Origin of the sequence: uncultured Roseobacter sp. (assembly GCF_947488185.1) — a bacterium.
Taxonomy (GTDB): domain Bacteria; phylum Pseudomonadota; class Alphaproteobacteria; order Rhodobacterales; family Rhodobacteraceae; genus Roseobacter.
In genome coordinates this window covers 217,456-239,669 of sequence record NZ_CANKYM010000002.1, presented here as the reverse complement: position 1 = coordinate 239,669, position 22,214 = coordinate 217,456, and the positions used below count along the sequence as shown (strand labels likewise).

General features: G+C 60.0%; 27 protein-coding genes. 14 read left to right on the top strand and 13 right to left on the bottom strand.

Going from position 1 to position 22,214, the window contains the following annotated elements; translation table 11 throughout:
• Positions 1-95 precede the first annotated feature (95 nt).
• The gene (locus Q1A52_RS07110; protein ID WP_300012856.1) at positions 96-1,220 is read left to right on the top strand and encodes a beta-ketoacyl-ACP synthase III; all 1,125 of its coding nucleotides are present in this window, start codon (positions 96-98) and stop codon (positions 1,218-1,220) included.
• Positions 1,221-1,229: 9 nt separating this feature from the next.
• Here the strand turns inward: Q1A52_RS07110 and Q1A52_RS07105 are convergent, their stop codons facing one another.
• Complete coding sequence (locus tag Q1A52_RS07105; protein WP_299778006.1) at positions 1,230-1,694, bottom strand: hypothetical protein; 465 nt, start codon at positions 1,692-1,694, stop codon at positions 1,230-1,232.
• 286 nt (positions 1,695-1,980) lie between these two features.
• On the opposite strand from Q1A52_RS07105, the gene Q1A52_RS07100 reads away from it, so the two are divergent.
• The gene (locus tag Q1A52_RS07100) at positions 1,981-2,562 is read left to right on the top strand and encodes a thymidine kinase (protein WP_300012852.1); all 582 of its coding nucleotides are present in this window, start codon (positions 1,981-1,983) and stop codon (positions 2,560-2,562) included.
• Between the two features lie 4 nt (positions 2,563-2,566).
• Here Q1A52_RS07100 and Q1A52_RS07095 read toward each other — a convergent pair whose 3' ends face one another.
• From Q1A52_RS07095 to Q1A52_RS07075, 5 genes are all read right to left on the bottom strand, one after another.
• A complete protein-coding gene (locus Q1A52_RS07095; protein WP_300012849.1) occupies positions 2,567-3,520 on the bottom strand; it encodes a D-glycerate dehydrogenase in 954 nt (317 codons plus the stop codon).
• Positions 3,517-3,855 (bottom strand): tRNA-binding protein, encoded by a 339-nt coding sequence (locus Q1A52_RS07090; protein WP_299778009.1) that lies wholly within the window; start codon positions 3,853-3,855, stop codon positions 3,517-3,519. The genes Q1A52_RS07095 and Q1A52_RS07090 overlap by 4 nt, the downstream gene beginning before the upstream one ends.
• Positions 3,848-4,663, bottom strand: a complete 816-nt coding sequence (proC, locus tag Q1A52_RS07085; protein WP_300012846.1) for a pyrroline-5-carboxylate reductase — start codon at positions 4,661-4,663, stop codon at positions 3,848-3,850. The genes Q1A52_RS07090 and proC overlap by 8 nt, the downstream gene beginning before the upstream one ends.
• 38 nt (positions 4,664-4,701) lie before the next feature.
• Entirely contained in the window at positions 4,702-5,202 is a 501-nt protein-coding gene (locus Q1A52_RS07080) for a YbjN domain-containing protein (protein WP_195820106.1), read from the bottom strand.
• 294 nt (positions 5,203-5,496) lie between these two features.
• Complete coding sequence (locus tag Q1A52_RS07075) at positions 5,497-5,739, bottom strand: accessory factor UbiK family protein (RefSeq protein ID WP_195820105.1); 243 nt, start codon at positions 5,737-5,739, stop codon at positions 5,497-5,499.
• A gap of 94 nt (positions 5,740-5,833) precedes the next feature.
• On the opposite strand from Q1A52_RS07075, the gene lgt reads away from it, so the two are divergent.
• From lgt to Q1A52_RS07050, 5 genes are all read left to right on the top strand, one after another.
• The gene (gene lgt, locus Q1A52_RS07070; protein WP_300012844.1) at positions 5,834-6,718 is read left to right on the top strand and encodes a prolipoprotein diacylglyceryl transferase; all 885 of its coding nucleotides are present in this window, start codon (positions 5,834-5,836) and stop codon (positions 6,716-6,718) included.
• Positions 6,715-7,773, top strand: a complete 1,059-nt coding sequence (locus tag Q1A52_RS07065) for an SAM-dependent methyltransferase (protein WP_300012841.1) — start codon at positions 6,715-6,717, stop codon at positions 7,771-7,773. Before lgt ends, Q1A52_RS07065 begins: the two co-directional genes overlap by 4 nt.
• A complete protein-coding gene (pgeF, locus tag Q1A52_RS07060) occupies positions 7,770-8,525 on the top strand; it encodes a peptidoglycan editing factor PgeF (protein WP_300012837.1) in 756 nt (251 codons plus the stop codon). The genes Q1A52_RS07065 and pgeF overlap by 4 nt, the downstream gene beginning before the upstream one ends.
• A gap of 296 nt (positions 8,526-8,821) precedes the next feature.
• Positions 8,822-8,968, top strand: a complete 147-nt coding sequence (locus tag Q1A52_RS07055; RefSeq protein WP_300012834.1) for a hypothetical protein — start codon at positions 8,822-8,824, stop codon at positions 8,966-8,968.
• 295 nt (positions 8,969-9,263) lie between these two features.
• Positions 9,264-10,034: a Hint domain-containing protein gene (locus Q1A52_RS07050; RefSeq protein ID WP_300012831.1), complete on the top strand. Its 771-nt coding sequence runs from the start codon at positions 9,264-9,266 to the stop codon at positions 10,032-10,034.
• 9 nt (positions 10,035-10,043) lie between these two features.
• On the opposite strand, the gene Q1A52_RS07045 is transcribed toward Q1A52_RS07050, so the two are convergent.
• On the bottom strand, positions 10,044-10,544 hold the full coding sequence (locus Q1A52_RS07045; RefSeq protein WP_299778023.1) for an Lrp/AsnC family transcriptional regulator: 501 nt from the start codon (positions 10,542-10,544) through the stop codon (positions 10,044-10,046).
• A 198-nt stretch (positions 10,545-10,742) separates the two neighbouring features.
• On the opposite strand from Q1A52_RS07045, the gene trxB reads away from it, so the two are divergent.
• The 3 genes from trxB to Q1A52_RS07030 all read left to right on the top strand — a co-directional run bounded on the left by trxB (position 10,743) and on the right by Q1A52_RS07030 (position 15,100).
• A complete protein-coding gene (trxB, locus tag Q1A52_RS07040) occupies positions 10,743-11,744 on the top strand; it encodes a thioredoxin-disulfide reductase (RefSeq protein ID WP_300012828.1) in 1,002 nt (333 codons plus the stop codon).
• Positions 11,745-11,903: 159 nt separating this feature from the next.
• Positions 11,904-13,223 carry a cytochrome P450 gene (locus tag Q1A52_RS07035; protein ID WP_300012826.1) on the top strand — a complete coding sequence of 440 codons (1,320 nt, stop codon included), beginning with the start codon at positions 11,904-11,906 and terminating at the stop codon, positions 13,221-13,223.
• Positions 13,224-13,381: 158 nt separating this feature from the next.
• Entirely contained in the window at positions 13,382-15,100 is a 1,719-nt protein-coding gene (locus tag Q1A52_RS07030; protein ID WP_300012823.1) for a bifunctional sulfate adenylyltransferase/adenylylsulfate kinase, read from the top strand.
• A 59-nt stretch (positions 15,101-15,159) separates the two neighbouring features.
• Here the strand turns inward: Q1A52_RS07030 and Q1A52_RS07025 are convergent, their stop codons facing one another.
• The 3 genes from Q1A52_RS07025 to Q1A52_RS07015 form a co-directional block, all read right to left on the bottom strand.
• On the bottom strand, positions 15,160-16,041 hold the full coding sequence (locus Q1A52_RS07025; RefSeq protein ID WP_300012820.1) for a PhzF family phenazine biosynthesis protein: 882 nt from the start codon (positions 16,039-16,041) through the stop codon (positions 15,160-15,162).
• Between the two features lie 75 nt (positions 16,042-16,116).
• Positions 16,117-16,341, bottom strand: coding sequence for a DUF1150 family protein (locus Q1A52_RS07020; protein ID WP_195820094.1), 225 nt, complete (start codon positions 16,339-16,341; stop codon positions 16,117-16,119).
• Positions 16,342-16,345: 4 nt separating this feature from the next.
• On the bottom strand, positions 16,346-16,759 hold the full coding sequence (locus tag Q1A52_RS07015; RefSeq protein WP_300012817.1) for an Hsp20 family protein: 414 nt from the start codon (positions 16,757-16,759) through the stop codon (positions 16,346-16,348).
• Between the two features lie 166 nt (positions 16,760-16,925).
• Here Q1A52_RS07015 and Q1A52_RS07010 point away from each other — a divergent pair, with 166 nt between their 5' ends.
• From Q1A52_RS07010 to Q1A52_RS07000, 3 genes are all read left to right on the top strand, one after another.
• Positions 16,926-17,150: a DUF465 domain-containing protein gene (locus Q1A52_RS07010; protein WP_299778036.1), complete on the top strand. Its 225-nt coding sequence runs from the start codon at positions 16,926-16,928 to the stop codon at positions 17,148-17,150.
• A gap of 93 nt (positions 17,151-17,243) precedes the next feature.
• Positions 17,244-17,732 carry a 5-(carboxyamino)imidazole ribonucleotide mutase gene (purE, locus tag Q1A52_RS07005; RefSeq protein ID WP_300012814.1) on the top strand — a complete coding sequence of 163 codons (489 nt, stop codon included), beginning with the start codon at positions 17,244-17,246 and terminating at the stop codon, positions 17,730-17,732.
• Complete coding sequence (locus Q1A52_RS07000; RefSeq protein WP_300012811.1) at positions 17,725-18,792, top strand: 5-(carboxyamino)imidazole ribonucleotide synthase; 1,068 nt, start codon at positions 17,725-17,727, stop codon at positions 18,790-18,792. Before purE ends, Q1A52_RS07000 begins: the two co-directional genes overlap by 8 nt.
• An 8-nt stretch (positions 18,793-18,800) precedes the next feature.
• On the opposite strand, the gene Q1A52_RS06995 is transcribed toward Q1A52_RS07000, so the two are convergent.
• Both Q1A52_RS06995 and Q1A52_RS06990 read right to left on the bottom strand, forming a co-directional pair.
• Positions 18,801-19,946 (bottom strand): alpha-D-ribose 1-methylphosphonate 5-triphosphate diphosphatase, encoded by a 1,146-nt coding sequence (locus Q1A52_RS06995; RefSeq protein ID WP_300012808.1) that lies wholly within the window; start codon positions 19,944-19,946, stop codon positions 18,801-18,803.
• The gene (locus Q1A52_RS06990) at positions 19,933-20,724 is read right to left on the bottom strand and encodes an alpha/beta fold hydrolase (protein WP_300012805.1); all 792 of its coding nucleotides are present in this window, start codon (positions 20,722-20,724) and stop codon (positions 19,933-19,935) included. Before Q1A52_RS06990 ends, Q1A52_RS06995 begins: the two co-directional genes overlap by 14 nt.
• A gap of 71 nt (positions 20,725-20,795) precedes the next feature.
• Here Q1A52_RS06990 and Q1A52_RS06985 point away from each other — a divergent pair, with 71 nt between their 5' ends.
• A complete protein-coding gene (locus Q1A52_RS06985) occupies positions 20,796-21,251 on the top strand; it encodes an NUDIX domain-containing protein (RefSeq protein WP_300012802.1) in 456 nt (151 codons plus the stop codon).
• Here Q1A52_RS06985 and Q1A52_RS06980 read toward each other — a convergent pair.
• Complete coding sequence (locus tag Q1A52_RS06980; RefSeq protein ID WP_300012799.1) at positions 21,217-22,065, bottom strand: DMT family transporter; 849 nt, start codon at positions 22,063-22,065, stop codon at positions 21,217-21,219. The two genes, Q1A52_RS06985 and Q1A52_RS06980, sit on opposite strands and share 35 nt — an antisense overlap.
• Positions 22,066-22,214 lie beyond the last annotated feature (149 nt).

Genomic DNA, 22,214 nt, shown 5'->3' with positions numbered 1-22,214 from the left:
GCGCACACACCATGCACGGCTGTAACGCCACGTCCGCCACCTTGACCTTAGCGGGAGAAATGGGCCACATTGGTTGATCGTTTGGAGAGCCCGTTATGAATACCCCCGCCATCACCGGTACCGGTGTTTTCACCCCGTCCGAGATCATCACGAACGCGGAACTCGTTGCCGCTTTCAACGCCTATGTCGATCTCTTCAACGCTGAAAACGCCGATAAGATCGCGGCGGGCGCGGTGGCGGCAAAGGAATACTCCTCCGAGGAGTTTATCGTCAAAGCCTCCGGGATTCAGCAGCGCTATGTGATCGACAAGACGGGCGTTCTCGACCCGAAGGTCATGCATCCGCTGCTCCGCCAGCGCGGCGACGATGAACCCTCGCTGATGGCCGAGATGGGCGTGAAGGCCGCGCAGGACGCTCTGGCACAGGCCGGGAAATCGGCAAAGGATGTAGACCTGGTGATTTGTGCGGCCTCCAACATGGAACGCGCCTACCCCGCTGTCGCCATCGAAATCCAGCAACAGCTTGGGATCAACGGGTTTGCCTTTGACATGAACGTTGCCTGCTCGTCAGCCACTTTTGGCATTCAGGCGGCAGCAGACATGGTGCGATCCGGCAGCATTGGCGGCGCACTGGTGATCAACCCGGAGATCTGTTCCGCCCATCTGGAATGGCGCGACCGGGATTGCCATTTCATTTTCGGGGACGTGGCAACCGCAACGTTGATCGAAACAGCCCAAGCCGCCACCGGCCCCTATTTCGAGATCAAATCCACGCGCTGTGCCACGGAATTCTCGAACAACATCCGCAACAACAACGGGTATCTGAGGCGGTCACGCCCCGCCGGGATGGTTGACCGTCGCGACATGCAGTTCATGCAAAACGGCCGCAAGGTCTTCAAGGAAGTGCTGCCGATGGTCAGCGATCACATCGCCGCGCATATGGCCGACGGGGGTGTGCAGGCCGCCGACCTGAAGCGCCTTTGGCTGCATCAGGCCAACAAGACCATGAATGATTTCATCGGCAAGAAAGTCCTTGGCCGTACGCCGGAGCCGTCGGAGCAGCCCAACACCCTGCAGGACTATGCCAATACCTCCTCCGCCGGGTCGATCATCGCCTTTTCCAAATACTCCGGTGATCTGGAAGACGGGGACAAAGGGTTGATCTGTTCTTTCGGCGCGGGATATTCCGTGGGGTCCGTTCTGGTTGAACGCCACGCTTAGGCCGGTGTGTCAGGCGGCACCGTGATCGTTTTCCAGATGCAACTTCATGTCGATCAGCACCTGTTGCAGTAATCCGGTTTCGCGCAATAACCGTTTGGCTTCGTTCACGGTGATCTTTCCGTCTTCCATGGATTGCTGATACTCGCCCATTAACATGGCAAAACGTTGGCTGAGCGCGATCACATCCGCATTCACACCCCCCGGTCGTTCTGCGTTCGGGCGACGCTCATCGTATTGCAAGGAGGTGCCGGACAGCTCAGCCAATGCACCCGTGACATGCGGATACTTGGCCGCCTGTTCCAACAGGGCCACGGATTCGATTGGCATAAACCGGTCAGCATGCTCATCATGGTCGGAATAATACCGCCCCAACGTGGCCTTTGATTTGCCCGTCAATTTGCAAGCCTGTTCAACGCCCACGTCTTTTACCAGCGCTTCTGTGTGTTTTTTCAGATACCTGCCAATCGCCGTCATAATCGTCCTTCTCACTCAAAACGTGCCGCTTTTCCTTCAAGGGGGAAAACCGTCTTGGCTTTTCCATTAATCGGATGTCAGGGAAATGTCATTTATAAAAGCACTCCCATTGTTCGGGAGTCTAGTGAGTGGCCGGCAGTCCCAGCGCCGGTTTCGGTTAGGAGCCCTATTGCGTTCTGCCGATTTTGGGACCGGCAGGTTGGCGTGCGCGCCAGCAGTCACGCAAGGGCTCTGACAATGGGCCCTACCGCTTGCAGCCCCTTCATGTGCAGCCTATCAAGCGGCCATGGCCAAGCTCTACTTTCACTATTCGACCATGAATGCCGGTAAATCGACGGCACTCCTCCAGGCGGCACATAACTACCGTGAACGCGGCATGGTGCCCTATCTGCTGACCGCGCAGTTCGACAATCGCGCCGGTGACGGGCGGATCGCATCGCGCATCGGGATCGGCGAAGAGGCCGACACTTTTGGCGGAAAGGACGATCTTTTTGCCCGCATCGCCGACCGTCAGGAAAAAGAACCGATCGCCTGTGTGTTCGTGGACGAAGCCCAGTTTCTGACACCCGCGCAGGTCTGGCAGCTGGCAAGGGCCGTCGACGACCTGCACGTTCCGGTTATGTGTTTTGGGCTGCGCGTGGATTTTCGCGGTCAGCTCTTTCCCGGTTCGGCCACGCTCTTGGCGCTGGCTGACGAGATGCGGGAGGTGCGCACCATCTGCCATTGTGGCAAGAAGGCCACGATGGTGGTTCGACAAGACAGTGAAGGTCGCGCGCTGCTGGATGGCGCGCAGGTTCAGATCGGTGGCAATAAAGCCTATGTCTCGCTCTGCCGCAGGCATTGGCGCGAAGCTGTGGGAGACAGCTGAGCCGTCACACCAGATTTGGCGGCGTCTCCCCGGCGAAGAAAGCTTCGAGATTTGCCACCGTCATCAGCCCCATATCCTCGCGGACTTCCAGCGCCGCCGTGCCGATATGCGGCAGCAACACCACGTTCTCCATGCGCTTCAACGCATCGGGCACCGCGGGCTCGAATTCGTAGACATCCAGTCCAGCGCCGCCGATCTGCCCGTCCTCAAGTGCCCGGATCAGGGCGTTTTCCTCGACCACATTGCCACGCGCGATGTTGATCAGATGCGCGTGGCTTTGCATGGCCTGCAACACTTCCGCGTTGATCAAGTGATGGGTTTCATCGCCACCGGGCACCGCAATCACCAATACGTCCGCGGAAGCGGCCAGGGCCAGTAGGCTCTCTTTCGGCAGGGCCGGGAAGTCCAGATCCTTGGGGGAACGGCTGTGATAGGCCACCTGCATGCCAAACCCAAAGTGACAGCGCCAGGCAATCGCCTGCCCGATGCGTCCCATGCCGACGATACCCACGGTCTTGCCGCCCAGATGCATGCCCAAGAGCTGCGTCGGATGCCAGCCGTCCCACTGCCCGGCGCGCACCATGCGCTCGCCTTCTCCGGCGCGGCGCGCGCTCATCAGCATGAGTGTCATGGCTGTATCCGCCGTGGCGTCCGTCACGGCCCCCGGCGTGTTGGTCACGGTGATCCCGGCCGCTTTCGCGGCGGCGACGTCGATGTGATTATAGCCAACCCCGAAGTTCGCCAGAATACGGCAGCGCCAATTGTCCTGCGCCTTGAAAATTTCCTCCGAGAAGAGATCGCCAAGCGTCGGAACAACCGCGTCGTACTCACTGAGCGCTGTACGCATTTCCTCCACCGTCAGGGGCGAGGTCATCGGGCGGACCGTGACATCGAAAAGCGCCTCAGCCGCGGCTTGCACCTTTTCTGGCAGGGGCCGTGTCATCCATAGTTTAGTCAATGCATCCGTCCTCCCTGAGGCACCTCGATATCCGGTGTGATCAGCACGATCTCTCCGGTCTCATCGGGCAGACCCAGCACCAACACCTCGGACATGAACGGCCCGATCTGTCGGGGCGGGAAATTCACAACGGCAAGCACCTGTTTGCCCACCAGCGCTTCGGGTTCGTAATGCGCTGTGACCTGTGCCGAGGTTTTGCGCTCGCCGATCTCATCGCCGAAATCGATCCACATCTTGATGGCCGGTTTACGCGCTTCAGGAAAGACTTCGGCCCGCAGCACCGTGCCACAGCGGATGTCGACCTTCAGAAAATCGTCGAAACTGATGTTATCCATTGGCCAACTCCCGCGATCTGTCTGTGGCCGCCTTCACCGCGCGGCTGAGCAAAGCTGGAAAGCCATTTGCCTCATCCATGAGAACCTCCAGCGCGGCCTGTGTCGTGCCATTGGGCGAGGTCACATTAATGCGCAGCTGGCTCGGGTCTTCCTCTGCCGCACAGGCCAGCGCCCCGGCCCCCGCCACGGTGGCCTTGGCAAGCTGCAGGGCCAGATCGGCAGGCAGGCCCTGCTCCACCCCTGCGGCGGCCATGGTTTCGATCATATGGAACACATAGGCCGGCCCCGACCCGCTGACCCCGGTGACCGCATCGATCTGCGCCTCCGCCGACAGCCGGACCACCTCACCAACGGCCTTGAGCAAGGTTTCCGCTTCGTCCAGCGCATCGGCGCTGGCGTGGGCATTGCCGACAATGGCGGTGATTCCCTGCGAGATCGCGGCGGGCGTGTTCGGCATGGCCCGAATGATCGGGGTCCGGTCCCCGAGTATCTCTTCGAAGCGTGCGATGGTTATTCCGGCGGCCACGCTGACAAAAACGGTTTCGCCGTTGCCCATGGCCGCCAGTGTGGGCAACGCATCGGCCATCATCTGGGGTTTCACGGCCACCAGCACAATTGCCGGTGTTTCGGGCAGGTCCGTGTTCAGGTGCACCCCCGTGGTGCGCAGCCAGTCGGAGGGATGCGGATCAACAACCCAGACAGCGGTAGGCGGCAGCCCTTTTGCCAGCCATCCGGCCAGCATCGCCGATCCCATCTTGCCGCAGCCCAGCAGAACCAGCCCGTGGCGCGCGATGCGACTGTCTTGCATGTGAATGCCCCCGAAACGATGATCTCAGGGGCGTAGGTTTACGCGCGACCGTAAGCCTCTGCAATGGCGACCTGCAGCGCCTGTGTCGGGGTCTGGTTGCCCCAGGCCATCAGTTGCATCGCGGGGTAGTAGCGCTCCGCGCTCATGACAGCCGCGCCGATCATCGTATCAATCTGATCCGCGCTGGCCACATGGCCTCCGGCCAGGACAAGGCCGTAGCGATAGACCATCAGCTTTTGTTCTGCCCAGTAGGTGAAGGCCCCGGCCCAGCATTGATCGTTCACGTGGTTCAACAGCTCATAAAGCTCGGGCAGCTTTTCCTCGGGCGGGTCCATGTCAAAGGTGCAGATCATGCGCAGCGTTTCGTCAAAGGCCGACCATGCCAGCGTCAGCGAGTAGGTGCGCCACTGACCTTCCACGGCCATCGCGATCTGCTCGTCTGAAATACGGTCGAAATCCCACTCGTGGTGGGCTGCAAGATGCTCAACGATGTCGATGGGGTGAATGTCGTCTTCCAGATACTGCTCGGACAGGGCCATGGTGCCACCTCTTTTTATCGCGCTAGCGCTTAGGGCCCGGGAGGGCCCCCAACACTAGGTGCCTGCTCTACAGACCGGGGCGAGCCCCCGTGTCTATACCAGATATGGTGCGGCGTGAAGTGCGCTCTGGCAACCCCTATTCTTGTGGGCAACCGCAATAAGTTGTGGATGAGAGGAGATACGCCGCAAAATGTCACCAATCGTAACGATTGGTGATCGTGATTAACCAGATGTTAATAAAAAACGAGCGCGCAATCGACGTTGCGCGCCCGAAAATCAGGGGAATTCAGGATATCAGTCTTTCGACTCAAGCGCGTCCAGCCGTGCCTTGAGCGCTTCGTTCTCTTCCCGGGCCTTTTGTGCCATGGCACGGACCGCGTCGAATTCTTCACGGGTGACGAAATCACGATCGGCCAGCCATCGGTCCATCATGCCTTTCATCGCGGTCTCGGCTTCATCGCGCGCACCCTGGGCCACGCCCATCGCGTTGGTCATCAGTTGCGAGATATCGTCGAAAATCTTGTTGCGCGTTTGCATCTGTCGCCTCCGGCTGTTCACAAAGAGTATATGGTGCCAAAGAGGGCAACCTGCAAGGTTGACTTCCCCTGCCCGCCCAAGGAAAGGATGCGCCATGCCTGCGATGCTACCTTTCCCCGACATCTCGCCCGAGATCTTTTCGATCTCTGTTTTCGGCTTTGAATTTGCACTGCGCTGGTACGCGCTGGCCTATATCGTCGGTATCCTGCTCGGCTGGCAGCTGGTGGTGCGCGCCGTGCAGACACCGCGGCTCTGGCGCCATGAGACGCCGGTCATGACCAAGGCACAGATCGAAGACCTGCTCACCTGGGTGATCATCGGCGTTATCCTCGGCGGGCGGCTTGGCTATGTGGCTTTCTACCAGCCCGCCTACTATCTGCAGCACCCCGCCGAGATTCTCGCCGTCTGGCAGGGCGGCATGGCGTTTCACGGCGGGCTGCTGGGGGTCATCGTCGCAGGGCTCATCTACACGTGGCGGCACAGTATCGCGCGGCTCAGCGCGGCGGACATCATGGCGCTGGGGGTGCCGCCGGGTCTCTTGCTCGGGCGTCTGGCAAATTTCATCAACGCCGAGCTTTGGGGCCGACCGACCGACCTGCCCTGGGGCGTGGCCTTTCCAACCGAGGCGGCGCAAAACTGCCCCGATGTCATCGACATTTGCGCGCGACACCCGTCACAGCTTTATGAAGCGGGGCTTGAGGGCCTGCTGCTGGGGGCGGTCCTGATCTGGCTGGTCTGGCGATCTGGCGCGTTGAAAACGCCGGGCCTTGTGGCAGGTGTCTTTTTCGCGGGCTATGGTCTGGCGCGTTTTCTGGTTGAATTCGTCCGCCAACCGGATGCGCAGTTCATCTCTGACGGAAATCCGCTGGGTCTGGCCTGGCACATCGGGGGGTGGGGTCTGACGATGGGACAGATCCTGTCGCTGCCGATGATCGCGCTGGGGCTCTGGCTTGCCGCACGAGCGCGCCGCGCTGCATGAGCCTGCGCGCCCTGATCCGTGCACGCGTTGCGCAAAACGGGCCGATCTCGCTCGCTGACTACATGGCCGAATGCCTGCTGCACCCGGAACACGGATACTACACAACACGCGTCCCCTTTGGTGCAGCCGGCGATTTCATCACCGCCCCTGAGATCAGCCAGATGTTTGGCGAACTGGTCGGATTGTGCCTCGCCCAGGCATGGATGGATCAGGGCGCGCCCAAACCCTTTACCCTGGCAGAACTCGGCCCCGGACGCGGCACATTGATGGCAGATGTCCTGCGCGCCACGCGCGGGGTTCCGGCGTTCCACGAGGCGGCCACCGTGACACTGGTGGAAGCCTCCTCTCAGCTGGCACAGCAGCAACGGGAACTATTGGCCGGTTTCGACATCACCCACGTCGCAAGCGCGGACGAGATGGCCGACCAGCCGCTGTTCCTGATTGCCAATGAATTTTTCGACGCCCTGCCCATCAGGCAGTTCATCCGGGCAGGTCAGCAGTGGCGGGAGACCCAGGTTGGCCTGTCAGGGGAGGATCTGGTGCTGGGGCAAGGACCCGCACTGCCGCAACCCGCTCTGAAGGATCGCCTGCAAGACACCAGGGACGGCGATGTGGTTGAGTATGCCCCGGCAGTGGCGCCTGTTGTCGATGTTGTTGGAGGGCGGATCGCCCGTCACGGCGGGATTGGGCTGATCATTGACTATGGCGACTGGCGCAGCCTTGGAGACACGTTTCAGGCGCTCAAGGATCATCAGCCGGTGGATCCACTTGCCGATCCGGGCGCAGCCGACCTGACCGCGCATGTGGATTTCGAAGCGCTGGCCACCGCGGCACCCTGTGAGATTACCCGCCTGACACCTCAGGGCGTTTTCCTCGAACGGCTCGGGATCACCCAACGTGCACAATCGCTCGCCACCGGGCTTCGCGGATCAGCGCTTGAAGCACACATCGCGGCACATCGGCGCTTGACGCACCCCGACGAAATGGGAAACCTGTTCAAGGTGATGGGTCTGTTTCCAGCCGGGTGCAGTCCGCCGCCGGGGTTGGATCAATGACGCTCGAAATATTGACTTCAGACAGCCTTGCCCCGGTGCATCACGGGTTTTTCACACGGCGCGGCGGCGCCTCCTCCGGTGTTTTTGCCGGGTTGAACTGCGGCCAGGGCAGCTCGGACCAGTCGGAAATCGTCGCCATCAACCGGGCGCGTGTGGCGGATGCGATGGGCGTGGCGCCCGCGCACCTGATCAGCGTGCATCAGGTGCATTCCGCCGAGGCCGTAACGGTTGACGGCCCGTTCCAAGACAAGCCGCGTGCCGATGCGCTGGTGACGGACAAGCCCGGCCTGGCCCTGTCTGTGCTGACGGCGGATTGCCAGCCTGTGCTTTTCGCGGATGCAGAGGCCGGGGTCATCGGTGCCGCACATGCCGGATGGCGCGGGGCGTTGGACGGGGTGCTGGAGGCCACTGTGGAGGCGATGTGCGCCCTCGGCGCAAACCGCGGCGCCATCCACGCGGCCATTGGACCCTCTATTTCACAGCGCGCCTACGAGGTCGGGCCAGAGTTTTTCGAAACCTTCCTTGCCGAAGACCCTGACAACGCCCGGTTTTTCGCCAATGGTCACGGCGACCGGATGCTTTTTGACCTGCCGGGCTTCGGGTTACACCGGCTGCGCATGGCCGGTGTAGGCGACGCTGAATGGACAAGACACTGCACCTACGCCGACCCTGAGCGTTTTTACTCCTATCGCCGCGCAACGCATGCAAAGGAAGCCGACTACGGTCGCCTCATTGCCGCCATCGCTTTGTGACGGCGTGCATATATGGGCGAAACATTGGCAGCTTCTGCCCCATGGATGCCGCATTATCCGTGAACAATCTGCCCACAGGGCGAGGATTGACCTCGAATTCGAGCAATTTGCATATTGCCTCCACCATAAAAGCAAGGGGCTTGGCTAATTGCGGCAAAATCTGCGCATTTGGCTGAAATAGGGCAGGAACTTTTTTAAAAAACTTCTGGAATCGCCCTAAAGCGGCCCGAAAGGACCGCCACATTCATGGTTAACAAGAGGCAAGAGCCCGAACCTTAACCGAGCAGGAAACAACCATGAAAACCAACATGCGCTTTATCAAATCAATCACGGAGGCCGCAGCTCAGTCGGACACCGTTCTGCCGTGGACACGCGGCAGACGCCGAACGGAATTTATCGCCAGACGCGCCGAAGCGTTGAAGAGCGCTCGCAAGGCCGGCTAAAAACATCAGCCCAGCGCACTGTATTGTTCCCTCCAAAGAACATGACCCCCGAATGACGATTCGTTCGGGGGTTTTTTGCTTTCAGATTGTGGCACCCAGCGCCTAAACCGGGAAACAAATCACGCATCTTGCAGCATTTATCCGCAACACAGGACCAATGGCGCGCTGGTTTTGACATCGTCCAGCGGCGGAAGGCATTTTGGTATCTCAAAAGCACGAAAGTACATCTGATGTCCTTTCCGTGTTCGTCGGTGGGGGCCGACACGGGATGCGACCAACCTGAAAAGGTATTTGCATGACCACCTCGCCTTCTGGCGTCGCCCTGACCGACTATGCCAATCGCTCTGTTCAGGCGCATGCCCATCCACAAAAAACCGCCGCGATGGGGGCACTCAGTGTCAGAACCGTTGATGTTGCGGCATTACGGAGTGACGGCAGCATTGTCATTGGTCAACGCAAAATCCCGACACTTCCGGTTTTCGACAATGCCTTCTCGGCATTCGCGCGCGGAACACCTTTGCAGACACACGAAGGTTTCGTCGCTGTTGAAGACCTGCAGCCGGGTGATCGCGTCCTGACGGCAGATGGCAGCGCCGGTCGGGTGACTTGGATTGGCTCGGCCAGTTTCGCGCCCTCGGACTCGCCACGCCGCAGCGTGCTAACGCGCCTGATGGCCGATAGCTTCGGGGTAAATCGGCCAGATAGTTTTCTCAGCCTTGGACCTGCGGCGCGCCTGCTGCAAACGCCGCCGCATCTTCGCGCTGAAACTGGTGAGAAGCGCATCATGACACTGGCCAGTGCTTTCGTAGACGGCGTGAACGTCATCGAGGTCGCACCACCGACACCGGTTCAGATGTTCCATCTCAGCCTCGATCGCCATACCGCTGTGATCGCAGGAGGGTTGGAAGTCGAGACGTATCATCCGGGCGCCAATCCGATGCGCCTGCTCTCTCACACGTTGCGGTCCGTTTTCCTGTCAATCTTTCCACATCTGACGCATATCAGCGATTTCGGTCCGATGGCCTATGACCGGGCGCCAGAAGAGGATGATTTGACAGCGGCCTGAGCCATTCCCTCAGGCCGTAGTGCTCAACCGCTCTTCCAACACGTCAAATGGGACACCGGGCTCATCCTTGGCACCCCGGATGACCAGCGATGTTTTCACACTCGCCACGTTCGGGGTTGTAAGGAGTTCTCCCGTCAGGAACTGCTGGAAACTGGACAGATCAGGTGCGGCACATTTAAGGATGAAATCCACCTCGCCGTTCAGCATGTGGCATTCCCGGACGAGTGGCCAGGCCCGGCAGCGATTCTCGAAGGCCGTCAGATCTGCTTCCGCCTGACTGGCCAGCCCGACCATCGCGAAAACCTGCACCTCAAACCCCAGCGCGCGCGCGTCCACTTCTGCGTGGTAGCCTTTGATGTAGCCAGCTTCCTCAAGCGTGCGTACCCGGCGCAAACAGGGCGGCGCGGAAATACCCACCCGCTTGGCCAATTCCACATTGGTCATACGGCCATCTGCCTGCAATTCGGCAAGAATCTTTCGGTCAATCGGATCCAGTCGTGTTACAGCCATATCGCCCCCGGATTTTTCGGTTGTTATACCACCGCGTCCAGCACGCGCAATAATATTTCGTAATTGCGCAAGATTCTTTCCGCCACCCCCAAAACCTGCAACCCGGACTTGCAGCCACGGCAAGCACGGCGGGGGTTTAAGAGCGGCCCCGCCCGCTATATATCCGGAGGGCTGCTATGACATCGATTGGGGATTCCTATGGCTGAGACAAGACAAACACGCGTGCTGATCATCGGATCGGGACCTGCCGGGTATACCGCAGGTGTCTATGCGAGCCGCGCGATGCTGAACCCCATTCTGGTGCAGGGGATCGAACCCGGCGGCCAGCTGACCACCACCACCGAGGTTGAGAACTGGCCCGGTGACAGCGAAGTGCAGGGCCCGGATCTGATGATCCGGATGCAGGAGCACGCCAAGGCGATGGGCACCGAGATCATCGGCGATATCATCACCGATCTCGATCTGTCCCAACGCCCGTTTGTGGCCAAAGGCGACAGCGGCACCACCTACATCGCCGAGGCGGTCATTCTGGCAACCGGCGCGCGGGCGAAGTGGCTGGGGCTGCCGTCCGAGGAGAAATTCAAGGGCTTTGGCGTTTCTGCCTGCGCCACCTGCGACGGTTTCTTCTACCGCGGGCAGGAAATTGTTGTGATCGGTGGTGGCAATACCGCCGTAGAAGAGGCGCTGTTCCTGACCAACTTTGCCTCCAAGGTGACGCTTGTGCACCGCCGCGATGAGCTGCGGGCCGAGAAAATCCTGATCGACCGGCTGATGAAGAACCCCAAGATCGAACCGCTGTGGTTCCATGAACTGGAAGAAGTGGTCGGCACGGAAAATCCGCTGGGGGTTGAGGCTGTGCGCGTCAAGCACACCAAGACCGGTGCAGTTACAGAGATCCCGGCCAAAGGCGTTTTTGTCGCCATCGGCCATGCGCCCGCCAATGAATTGGTCAAGGACGTTCTGGACACCCACATGGGCGGCTACGTGGTCACGAAGCCCGACAGCACGGAAACCTCCATTCCGGGCGTTTTTGCCGCAGGCGATCTGACCGATCACAAATACCGCCAGGCGGTGACATCGGCTGGCATGGGCTGCATGGCGGCGCTTGAGGCGGAGCGGTTCCTCGCTGAAAATGAAGGGGTCGAGACCTCGTTGCCACTGGGCTACGGCGCCGAAGTGGCCGAAAGCGCCGCAGAGTAACTGGATCTTTCTGAGACAGCCGCGCATGCAGACATCCCAGGTGCGCAGGGGTGTTGCGTGCGCGCGGTGGGTTAAGAGCCCTCACATCTCCTGACGGGATAAGTTGGTCTGTGCTCCCTGTGGTGCATCCCGATTTTCCTGCTCAGCGAGGTTCCCCCAATGCCCACCAAAGCCGCCCTTGCGCATATTCCAGGTCCGCCTGCCCTGCCGCTCATCGGTCACACGCTGACCATCGTGAAGGACAGCTATGGCACGCAGCAGGACTACATCCGCCGCTACGGCCCGGTGTATAAAACCAACATGCTGGGCGTCTGGCGCGTGAACCTCTGCGGCGCGGACGCCATGGAGATGGTGCTACTCGACCGCAACGAGCTGTTCTCCTCCGAAGGCGGCTGGGATGCGCTCAAACGGATTTACCCCGGTGGATTGCTGCTGCAGGACTTTGACCATCACCGGGCAAACCGCCGGATCATGCAGGCGGCGTTCCGGGCCTCGGCCATTCGTGACTATCGGCTGCGGATGACCGGTGCGATGTCCGACCTGCTGGAAAGCTGGCCGAATGGAGAGGCATTTTGCTTCTACAAGGCGGTCAAGGATTTGACCCTGCGGTTGGGTGGCGCCGTTTTCATGGGCCTGCCGCTGGATGGCCCGCTGGCCCGTCAGGTCAACCGAGCCATTCAGGATGAAATCCGCGCCTCTCTGGCAGTCATCCGCCACCCCATCCCCTTAACGCCAATGTGGCGCGGCGTGCGCGGGCGGCATTTCCTGCGCGAAACTTTCCGCAAGCTGATCCCCGAACGCCGGGCGCAAGGGGGCGATGATTTCTTCTCCCAGATGTGCCTTGCACGGGATGAAGACGGGCGCGGATGGGATGAGGACCAGATCCTAGATCAGTTCAACCTGCTGATCATGGCCGCCCATGACACCACCGCCACCGCCCTGACCGTGATGATCGAAGCACTGGCGTCTCACCCGGACTGGCAGGACCGGTTGGCCGACGAAGTCGCGGGGCTTGGGGACGGCCCCCTGGACGAAGACGCGCTGGCCAAGATGACCCAGACGAACAATGTCTTCCGCGAGGCACTGCGTCTGGTGCCGCCCGTGCCCTTCATCCCCCGGCAAGCCACACGCGATTTTCACTGGCGCGGGTTCGACATTCCGGCAGGGACATCGCTGGCGCTGAACCCAGGTGTGACGATGCTATCGACTGAGCACTTCACCAACCCGACCACCTTTGACCCAGATCGATTTACCCCTGACCGCGCAGAAGATCAGAGCCATAAATTCGCCTGGACGCCTTTCGGCGGGGGCGCGCACAAATGCATCGGCATGCATTTTTCCACGCTGCAGGTGAAGCTCTTTGTGGCAACCCTGCTGCGCAAACGACGTGTTCAACTGGCCGCCGCTGCACCTGAATGGCAGCGCATGCCGATCCCGAAACCGAAAGGTGGGTTGCCCATCCTTCTTTCCCCTGCCTGATCGAAACCCGTCGCGATCCCGCGATATGCATGCGCCGGATAGGGGAATTGCGCTGCGCCAACCCATTCTTTGCTTGAAAACACCTCGCTTGACGCGCTAAGGGCCAGCGGAAGGCATTTTGGGGGGAAATGCCACTGAATTTGTAAGCGAGTGAATTGATGATGACAGCGACCCTCTCCCCGATTTCCGAACTCTACGTGTCCTATGAGTCTGCCCAGAAGCTGAAAGCTGAGGCGGGCGACCTGCTGAGCTGGGATCTGACGCCCCGGCAGATCTGTGACCTAGAATTGCTGATGAACGGCGGTTTCAATCCGCTGAAAGGGTTCCTGTCCGAAGCAGATTACGATGGCGTGGTCGACAAGATGCGCCTGGCCGATGGCACACTGTGGCCGATGCCGATCACGTTGGACGTGAATGACGCTTTTGCCGACCAGCTTGAGGTGGGTCAGGACATCGCCTTGCGCGATCAGGAGGGCGTGATTCTTGCCACCATGACCGTTACGGACCGCTGGACACCGAACAAGGCGCTTGAAGCTGAAAAGGTGTTTGGTGCCGATGATGATGCGCACCCCGCCGTGAACTACCTGCACAATCAGGCGGGTAAGATTTATCTCGGTGGGCCGGTGACCGGCATTCAACAACCGGTGCACTATGATTTCCGGGCGCGCCGCGACACGCCAAACGAAATGCGGGCGTTTTTCCGCAAGGTGGGATGGAAACGCGTTGTGGCCTTCCAGACTCGCAACCCGCTGCACCGGGCGCATCAGGAACTGACCTTCCGCGCCGCCCGTGAGGCACAGGCGAACCTGCTGATCCATCCCGTCGTGGGTATGACCAAACCGGGTGACGTGGACCACTTTACCCGCGTGCGCTGCTACGAAGCGGTTCTGGACAAATACCCGGCGGCGACGACATCCATGTCCCTGCTCAACCTTGCCATGCGCATGGCGGGCCCGCGTGAAGCGGTCTGGCACGGGCTGATCCGCAAGAACCACGGCTGCACGCATTTCATTGTGGGCCGCGACCACGCAGGCCCCGGCAAGAATTCGGCAGGCGAAGACTTTTACGGGCCTTACGATGCGCAAGACCTCTTCCGCGAGCATCAGGAAGAGATGGGCATCGAGATGGTGGACTTCAAACACATGGTTTGGGTCCAGGAACGCGCGCAATACGAGCCTGCGGACGAGATCAAGGATAAGGACAAGGTCACGATCCTGAACATCTCAGGCACCGAGCTACGCCGCCGTCTTGCCGAAGGGCTGGAAATTCCGGAATGGTTCTCTTTCCCCGAGGTCGTCACCGAATTGCGCCGCACGCGCCCACCGCGGAGCCAGCAAGGCTTCACCGTTTTCTTCACCGGCTTCTCAGGATCCGGCAAATCCACCATCGCAAATGCTCTGATGGTCAAGCTGATGGAAATGGGCGGGCGTCCTGTGACCCTGCTTGACGGTGATATCGTCCGCAAGAACCTCAGCTCCGAACTGGGCTTCTCCAAGGAACACCGCGACCTCAACATCCGGCGTATCGGCTATGTGGCCTCCGAGATCACCAAGAACGGCGGTATTGCGATCTGTGCGCCCATCGCGCCCTATGCAACCACCCGCCGGGCCGTACGGGAGGATGTGGAATCCTTCGGGGCCTTCGTGGAAGTGCATGTCGCTACCTCGATCGAGGAATGCGAACGCCGCGACCGCAAAGGGCTCTACAAGCTGGCACGCGAAGGAAAAATCAAGGAGTTCACAGGGATTTCAGATCCCTATGACGTGCCTGCCGATCCCGAGCTCAGCGTGGAGACAGAGAATGTGGATGTGGACAGCTGCGCCCATCAGGTCCTATTGAAACTGGAAAGCATGGGACTGATCACCGGTCGCAGCTGATCTGTTTTGAATTCTGAAGTAATCGCCGCTGTCTCGGATCGGGGCAGCGGTTTTTTTATCTAAAGACGTTGAGGCAGGTTGACTTTACCGGACATGACAATGGCCCCGTGACCTGAAACTTCCACGCCCGTGATGCCGTCCCTTGGTCCGAGAACACGCACCTGGGCGCTGCCGGGACGGCCCATGCCATGGCCCTGTTCGGCGGTAAAATCAGGTTGGTCGATCAACCCACGCGCCCAAAGATATGACGCCATGGCCCCAGTGGCCGAGCCGGTAAACGCATCTTCTGCCGGGCTCGGTGGTGCCAGCAGAAGCCTGCTGAAGGTATCGCCCGAGGGCGTGGCCCCGGACAAGGTGACCCAGAACGGCTCCATCATATTGTCATCCTGTTGCCCAAGATGCGCGCAGAGCGCCCGCAGGGCCGTGGCATCGAACTGCAGGTTTCCGAGCGTTGTACGATCCTTAAGAACGGTCACGCAGAACGGCAATCCGGTGGAAACGACCTGAGGCGGCGCGATGATGTCCTCTGCCCTGATCCCACCCACGGCCGCAACCAGCCCGACCGGAACCTCAGGGCCAAATTCAGGAGCGATCTGTGTCATTTTCACTTGCGCTCCAGACACTTCAACCGGAATGATCCCAGCCTGTGTTTCCAGCGTCAGCGGCCCGTCCTGAACACTCCCCCTCGCGCGCAGGGCGGCGACGGTAGCAATGGTCGGATGTCCGGCAAAAGGTATCTCTCGGCTGGCCAAGAAATATCGCACCCGGATATCGGCCACCTCGGACGGGCCGGTGAAGGTGCATTCCACGAGAGATGTTTCGCGCACATAGGCCATGCAGACGTCGTCCGAAATGTCTGCACCTTCATGGACAACAGCGCAGCCATTCCCGCCAAACACGGATTCCGAAAACGCATCCACCCAATCAAAGTCAAACTGCATCGGCGCCCCCTTGAAACAGAAAAGGCCGCAGCATTCTGCGGCCTTGTTGATCATGTTCACGCCATTGATGGGACGTCAATGCACCGCGACAGCCTCATAATCGTTCTGACGTGCCAACTTGAAGGCCAGCTTGCGGTCGGCGACCAAGGCCAGTTGCTGGCCATCGCTGTCATGGACCGCGTAGAGCTGATCCAGATCGCCTGCCTGATCGCGCACCTCGCTTGGCAAATCGGTCACATCGACAGCTTTCACATAGACGATGCGATTCTCAACGGGCGCTGTTTCGAATGGTTCTTGCATGTCGTCACCCTTTCTTGATGTCAATTGTCTGCACAACGGTCTGTGGCTTGGCGCGGGTCAGGTCCACGTGCAGCAGACCATTCTCCATTATCGCTTCGCCGACATCGACGCCATCGGCGAGCACGAAGCTCCGCTGGAACTGCCGCGCGGCGATGCCACGATGCAGGAAAACCCGGTTGTCTGTGCCCTCGCTCTGTCGTCCCCGGATGACCAGTTGGCGGTCCTCAACGGTGATCGAAAGATCGTCTTCAGCAAAGCCCGCCACAGCAAGCGTGATGCGGTAGGAATAGTCCGATGTCTGTTCAATATTGAACGGCGGGTAGCCTTCATTGCCGGATTTGGCCGTACGTTCCAGCAGTCTTTCAAGTTGCTCGAACCCCAACATATGGGGGTAGGAAGCCAGGGTCATTTTCGTCATGCGACACGTCCTTATCAGTCAAGCGACAGTCAGTTTCGGGTCCCGTTTCGGCGGCCCGTAGACTAAATATGGGGAGCAATCTGCCTTGACGCAAGGGCTATGCGGAGAGTTGGTGAATGCGTATGATAAAGCCTACTTATTGTTTATTGTACGGAATCACCGATCTATGAACGCCCCCACGGACCTGTCGATGAAAACGGATGAAGTGTTGCGCGTGGAGCTTGCCGTGTTCCAGCGTGAGCACCGTGATCTGGATGAAGCCATTCAGGCGCTTTCCGAGAAGGGCATGGGGGATCAGCTGACCCTGCAGCGGCTCAAGAAACGCAAACTCCGGCTGAAAGATCTGATCGCCCAGATCGAAGATCGCCTGACACCCGACATCATCGCCTGAGCGGCCCCAAAAACACCGGTGACTGCGCATTGCCTCCGCTTTTTCTTTGGCTATAGTGCCGCTTCCTGAACTTGGGCCGAGGGAGGCTTTCACATGACCGGACCCGCTGTGGGCATCATCATGGGCAGCCAGTCGGATTGGCCCACGATGCGCGGCGCCGCCGACCTGCTCGACACGTTGGGCATCGCCTATGAAAAACGCATCGTCTCGGCGCACCGCACCCCTGATCGGCTGTGGGAGTATGGACGCACGGCCGTTGAACGCGGGGTGCAGGTGATTATTGCAGGCGCCGGTGGGGCAGCCCACCTGCCCGGCATGATGGCGTCGAAAACACGTGTGCCGGTGATCGGCGTGCCCGTACAGACCAAGGCGCTGTCGGGCGTGGATTCGCTCTACTCCATCCTGCAGATGCCCCGCGGCTACCCGGTCGCCACGATGGCCATCGGCGCGGCAGGTGCTGCAAACGCCGGGCTCATGGCTGCGGGTATTCTCGCTCTGCAGGATGCAGCATTGGCGGATCGGCTGGATGCATGGCGCGCCGCACTTTCCGCCTCTATCCCCGAGGTTCCGACTGATGACTGATCCGCTGCCCACGGGCGCAACAATCGGCATCCTGGGCGGTGGCCAGTTGGGCCGTATGCTGTCGGTGGCCGCGGCACGGCTTGGGTTTCGCACGCATGTCTTTGAACCCGGTGCGGAACCACCTGCCGGACATGTCTGCCACCAGCTGACGACGGCTGCGTATGATGACACGGCGGCACTGCAACGCTTTGCGCGTGGCGTCGATGTGGTGACCTACGAGTTTGAGAACATTCCCACCGCTGCGCTGGACATCCTCGAAGCGCTCAAACCGATCAGGCCTGGGCGCGAGGCCCTGCGCATCAGCCAAGACAGGCTGACGGAAAAAACGTTTTTGCAAGATCTCGGGCTGAATGTGGCCCCTTTTGCAGATGTCGCTGATGCGGAAGCCCTGCGAGCGGCTGTTTCGAAAATCGGGGCGCCATCGATCCTCAAAACCAGGCGCTTTGGCTATGATGGCAAGGGGCAAGCCCGCCTGAAGGCTGCCGAAGACATGGAGACGGCTTGGGCGGATATGGCGGATCAACCGGCCATTCTGGAAGGGTTCGTCGACTTCACCCACGAGGTTTCAGTGATTGCGGCGCGCAGCCCACAGGGCGACGTCGCCTGCTATGACCCCGGCGAGAACGTGCACCGTGACGGTATTCTGCACACCACAACCGTGCCCGCGCGCCTGAGCGCGTCGCATCGAACCGATGCCGTGCTGATCGCCGCTAAAATCCTGAACGCGCTCGACTACGTTGGGGTTCTTGGCGTCGAACTTTTCGTCACGGGCCAAGGTCTGATCGTAAATGAAATCGCACCGCGCGTGCACAACTCCGGCCATTGGACGCAGAACGGATGTGTCGTTGATCAGTTCGAGCAGCACATCCGCGCCATCGCAGGTTGGCCCCTCGGGGACGGTACGCGATATGCAGATGTGGTCATGGAAAACCTGATCGGCGATGATATGGATCGCGTGGCCGAATATTCCCGGCAGGCGGATACGGCGCTGCATCTTTACGGCAAGGCCGAAACAAAGCCGGGACGCAAGATGGGCCACGTGAACCGCGTTGTGAAGTAAAGCAGCACTCAGGCGGCAAAAAAGCGATCGACAATCTCACCTGACAGATGACTGAATCGGCCTGCGACAAGTGTCGCGGCAACGCGGTGCGTTGCGGCATCAAGGATCACGATATCCGCGCGCTTGCCTGGTGTCAGTGTTCCCCGGTCGGTCAGGCCAAGCACCTGTGCAGGCCCCTCCGAAATCAATCGCCAACTCTCGGCAAGGCTGGCGACCCCCGATTTCTGCAACATCAGCGCCGCGCGGCGCGGGCTGGGATAGTGGTAATCAGAGGCGAGCGCGTCACAAAGCCCCATGCTGATCAGCTCCAGCGCAGAAACATTGCCGTTATGCGATCCGCCACGCACCACGTTGGGCGCACCCAGCACCATGGGATCACCCGACGCTTTTGCCGCCTCCGCCGCCTCCAGCGTTTCGGGAAACTCGGCAATCAGCACGCCCCGGTCATGCCAGATTTCGCGCTGCTCCCGGCTCGCGTCGTCATGGCTGCCCATCCGCTTTCCCTGCTCGCGCAGTTGCGCGCAGAGCGCATCCAGCGCCTCCGGAACCATGTCCGTCTGCGCATGCAGCTTTTGCATCATCGCGAAATGATCATCCGGATTGCGCCCGGCCTTGAGCGCCTGGCCCACCATACGCGGCGGTTTACGCCCCTTGGAGAGACGCTGATGTGGCAAGTGATCGTTGAAAACCACGTAGTCCACACCCCACGCATCCATGCGGGACGGTAGGCTTTCATAAAGGTCAAGCAAGTGGGTTTCGAACCGCAACTGCGCCCGCAGGTCCGTCACCAACGACGGGCGGACATCACGAATCGCGCCAAAAACCTGATCGGCAAACGTGAGACCGCGCAACCCGCCTTCCCAGCTGACAAACTGTGCCAGCACGGCGGTGGTGATGCCATTCGCTGCCAGTTCCGCCTCGGCAGCGACAAGACCTTCGGCCATTTGCTTCATGGCGCCTCGGCGCGGCGCGAGGTGGCGTTCAAACCCATCACCGTGCAGATCGACAATGCCCGGCAGCACCAGATAGCCGTCGAGGTTTACCGATCTTCCAACCGCACCCTCGACAATGACACCATCCGAAAGGGACACATCATCCGGGCTTAACCCGTCCGTCCGCAAGACCTGTCCGCCCTGAAGATTAAGGTCGGCCAATCATTTCCCCCACGCTGGGCACGCAATTGCCATTCGGACAGCCAAGCTGAGACAGGACCGCATCGAACCACGTCAGCGAGCGGTCAAAACGACCGGTGTTCAGAAAGGCCACCGTCTGCGCAATCACCCGCGGGTTGTTCATCATGAAAGTATGGGTCACCGGCAGGACGATGTGATCGTTCATGCCTGCCACGCGGGTTGACGCGACCGAGACCTTGCCGTCGTCACGCCCCGGCAAGAGGGAAGAAAAATAAGGGTTCAGCGATTGATCGCCCGCGATCACGCCAAGATCGAATGTGACCGCCGGCAAGCGGCGCGGTAGATCCTCTGGCCCTGTGCCCAGCTGCGCGCCCGCTGGACCGCTGATCCAGTCAAAGGCTTCAATATCGTCAAGCGCATCCACGACTTCGCTGCCCTGGTTGGGCGGGGCCAGCATCACAACGCGACCGATCCGACCGGGATTTGCACTCACCACCCAATGCCGCAACAGGATACCGCCCATCGAGTGGGTCACAAAGTCGACCTTGCCGCGCGGTCCGCAGTTTGCCATCGCATCCGGCAGCGTCTGCGCAACGAGTTCTGCAACGGGCGCTTCGGTTGACGGGTAGCCCGGGCGCACAACCGTATAGCCTTCCGCATTCAACGCCGCTTCCATCACAGCAAAAGAAAGCTCGGTACGCGCAAGTCCATGCAGCAAGACGACACATCTCGCTTGCGCCGTCGTTGCCGCGACGACGAAAGCACAGGCGGTCAGCAGAATTCTTGCAGCTCTGGTCATGGCTAATGAGATAATGCGAATGTGGTCCCAACAACAGTGTAACGTCACGCCTATTTGACGAAAGAGGGATTATGTCATCAAAAGCGGTGCGTTTGGCAGCACGGGCAGTGATTGTTCACGAGGATCGCCTGCTTTTGGTAAATGCCTGGGCGAATGAGCGCAGCACCTTGCTCTGTGCCCCCGGCGGCGGTGTCGAAGTGGGGGCATCACTGACGGATAACCTGGCGCGTGAAGTGGAGGAAGAAACGGGGCTTACTGTTGAGGTGGGCGCGCCTTGTCTGGTCAATGAGTTTCACGATCCGGGCATCGGCTTTCATCAGGTCGAGATATTCTTTCGATGCAGTATCCAAGGCAGCCCGGTCATCCCCCAGGCTTGGCAGGATCCGGAAAGGATTGTCGACCGGCATGTATGGGCCGAGGAAACCGAAGCCTCTGGGCTGCATATCAAACCCGATAGTCTGGTTGGCGTCGCTTTTGCGCGCACCCCACAGATCAGCTACGACCCCCTTGAACGGATCGTGATGTGATGGCCAGTGCAATGCCGCAGATCACCATCACAGCGGCGATGGCAACGATCATGGTGACAGGCTCGCCTAACAGAACTGCCCCGCCAATCAGCGCTATGACCGGGACGCTCAGTTGCACCACAGGTGCTAGGTTCTGCGGCAGTTGAGGTAGCACGCTGTACCACAGCGCATAGCCCAGGCCCGATGTGACACCGCCGCAAAGGATTCCCAACCCCCAGCCAATAGCGGTGGTCTGGGTTGCAAGACCAACCAAGACAATCGTGACAACGGGCAGGCAGAGAATAAAGTTGGCCGTTGTTGCCGCGAGAGGATTAGCCGCCCCCCGGCCAGAGATGGTGTAGACCGCCCAACCCAATCCGGCGATGACCATGAAAGCAGCGCCGATGGCATCCGACTGGCCACCAGGCCCTGGCCACAACGCAAGCAGCAGCCCCAGAAAGGCAATTCCTGCCCCGAGAAGCTGCCGACCATTCGGGTGCGCACCCGTCGCTGCCGCATGGGCAAACATTGAAATCTGAACAACACCGAAGAGGATCAAGGCGCCAAGACCTGCATCAAGGGTCAAATAGGCCAGAGAAAACCCAGCCATATAGGCCGCAAGGCTGACGGCTCCAGCCGCCCGATCACGTTGAAAAAGCTCAATTTTGCCGACCTTTACGGTCATGATCATGCTAAGCACCACAACGCCCGAAAGAACGCGAATAATGGCAAAGCTGCTTGGATCAATGTACCCACCATCCACGGCCAATCGGGTAAGGATGGAATTGGCCGCAAAAGCGATCATCGTGAGGCAGGTTAGAGAAAACAAACGCATGGCACGGCAATAGCTTTTCCATCATCGGCCGCCAACCCGTTCCCACTGCCCGGTTTCGCAAAGGTTGCTGTTATCAGCAGCTTTCTCAATTTTTTGAACCTTTGTAGTCTGCCTCCCAAGAGTTCCCCCAAAACGCGAGCGTGTTTGCC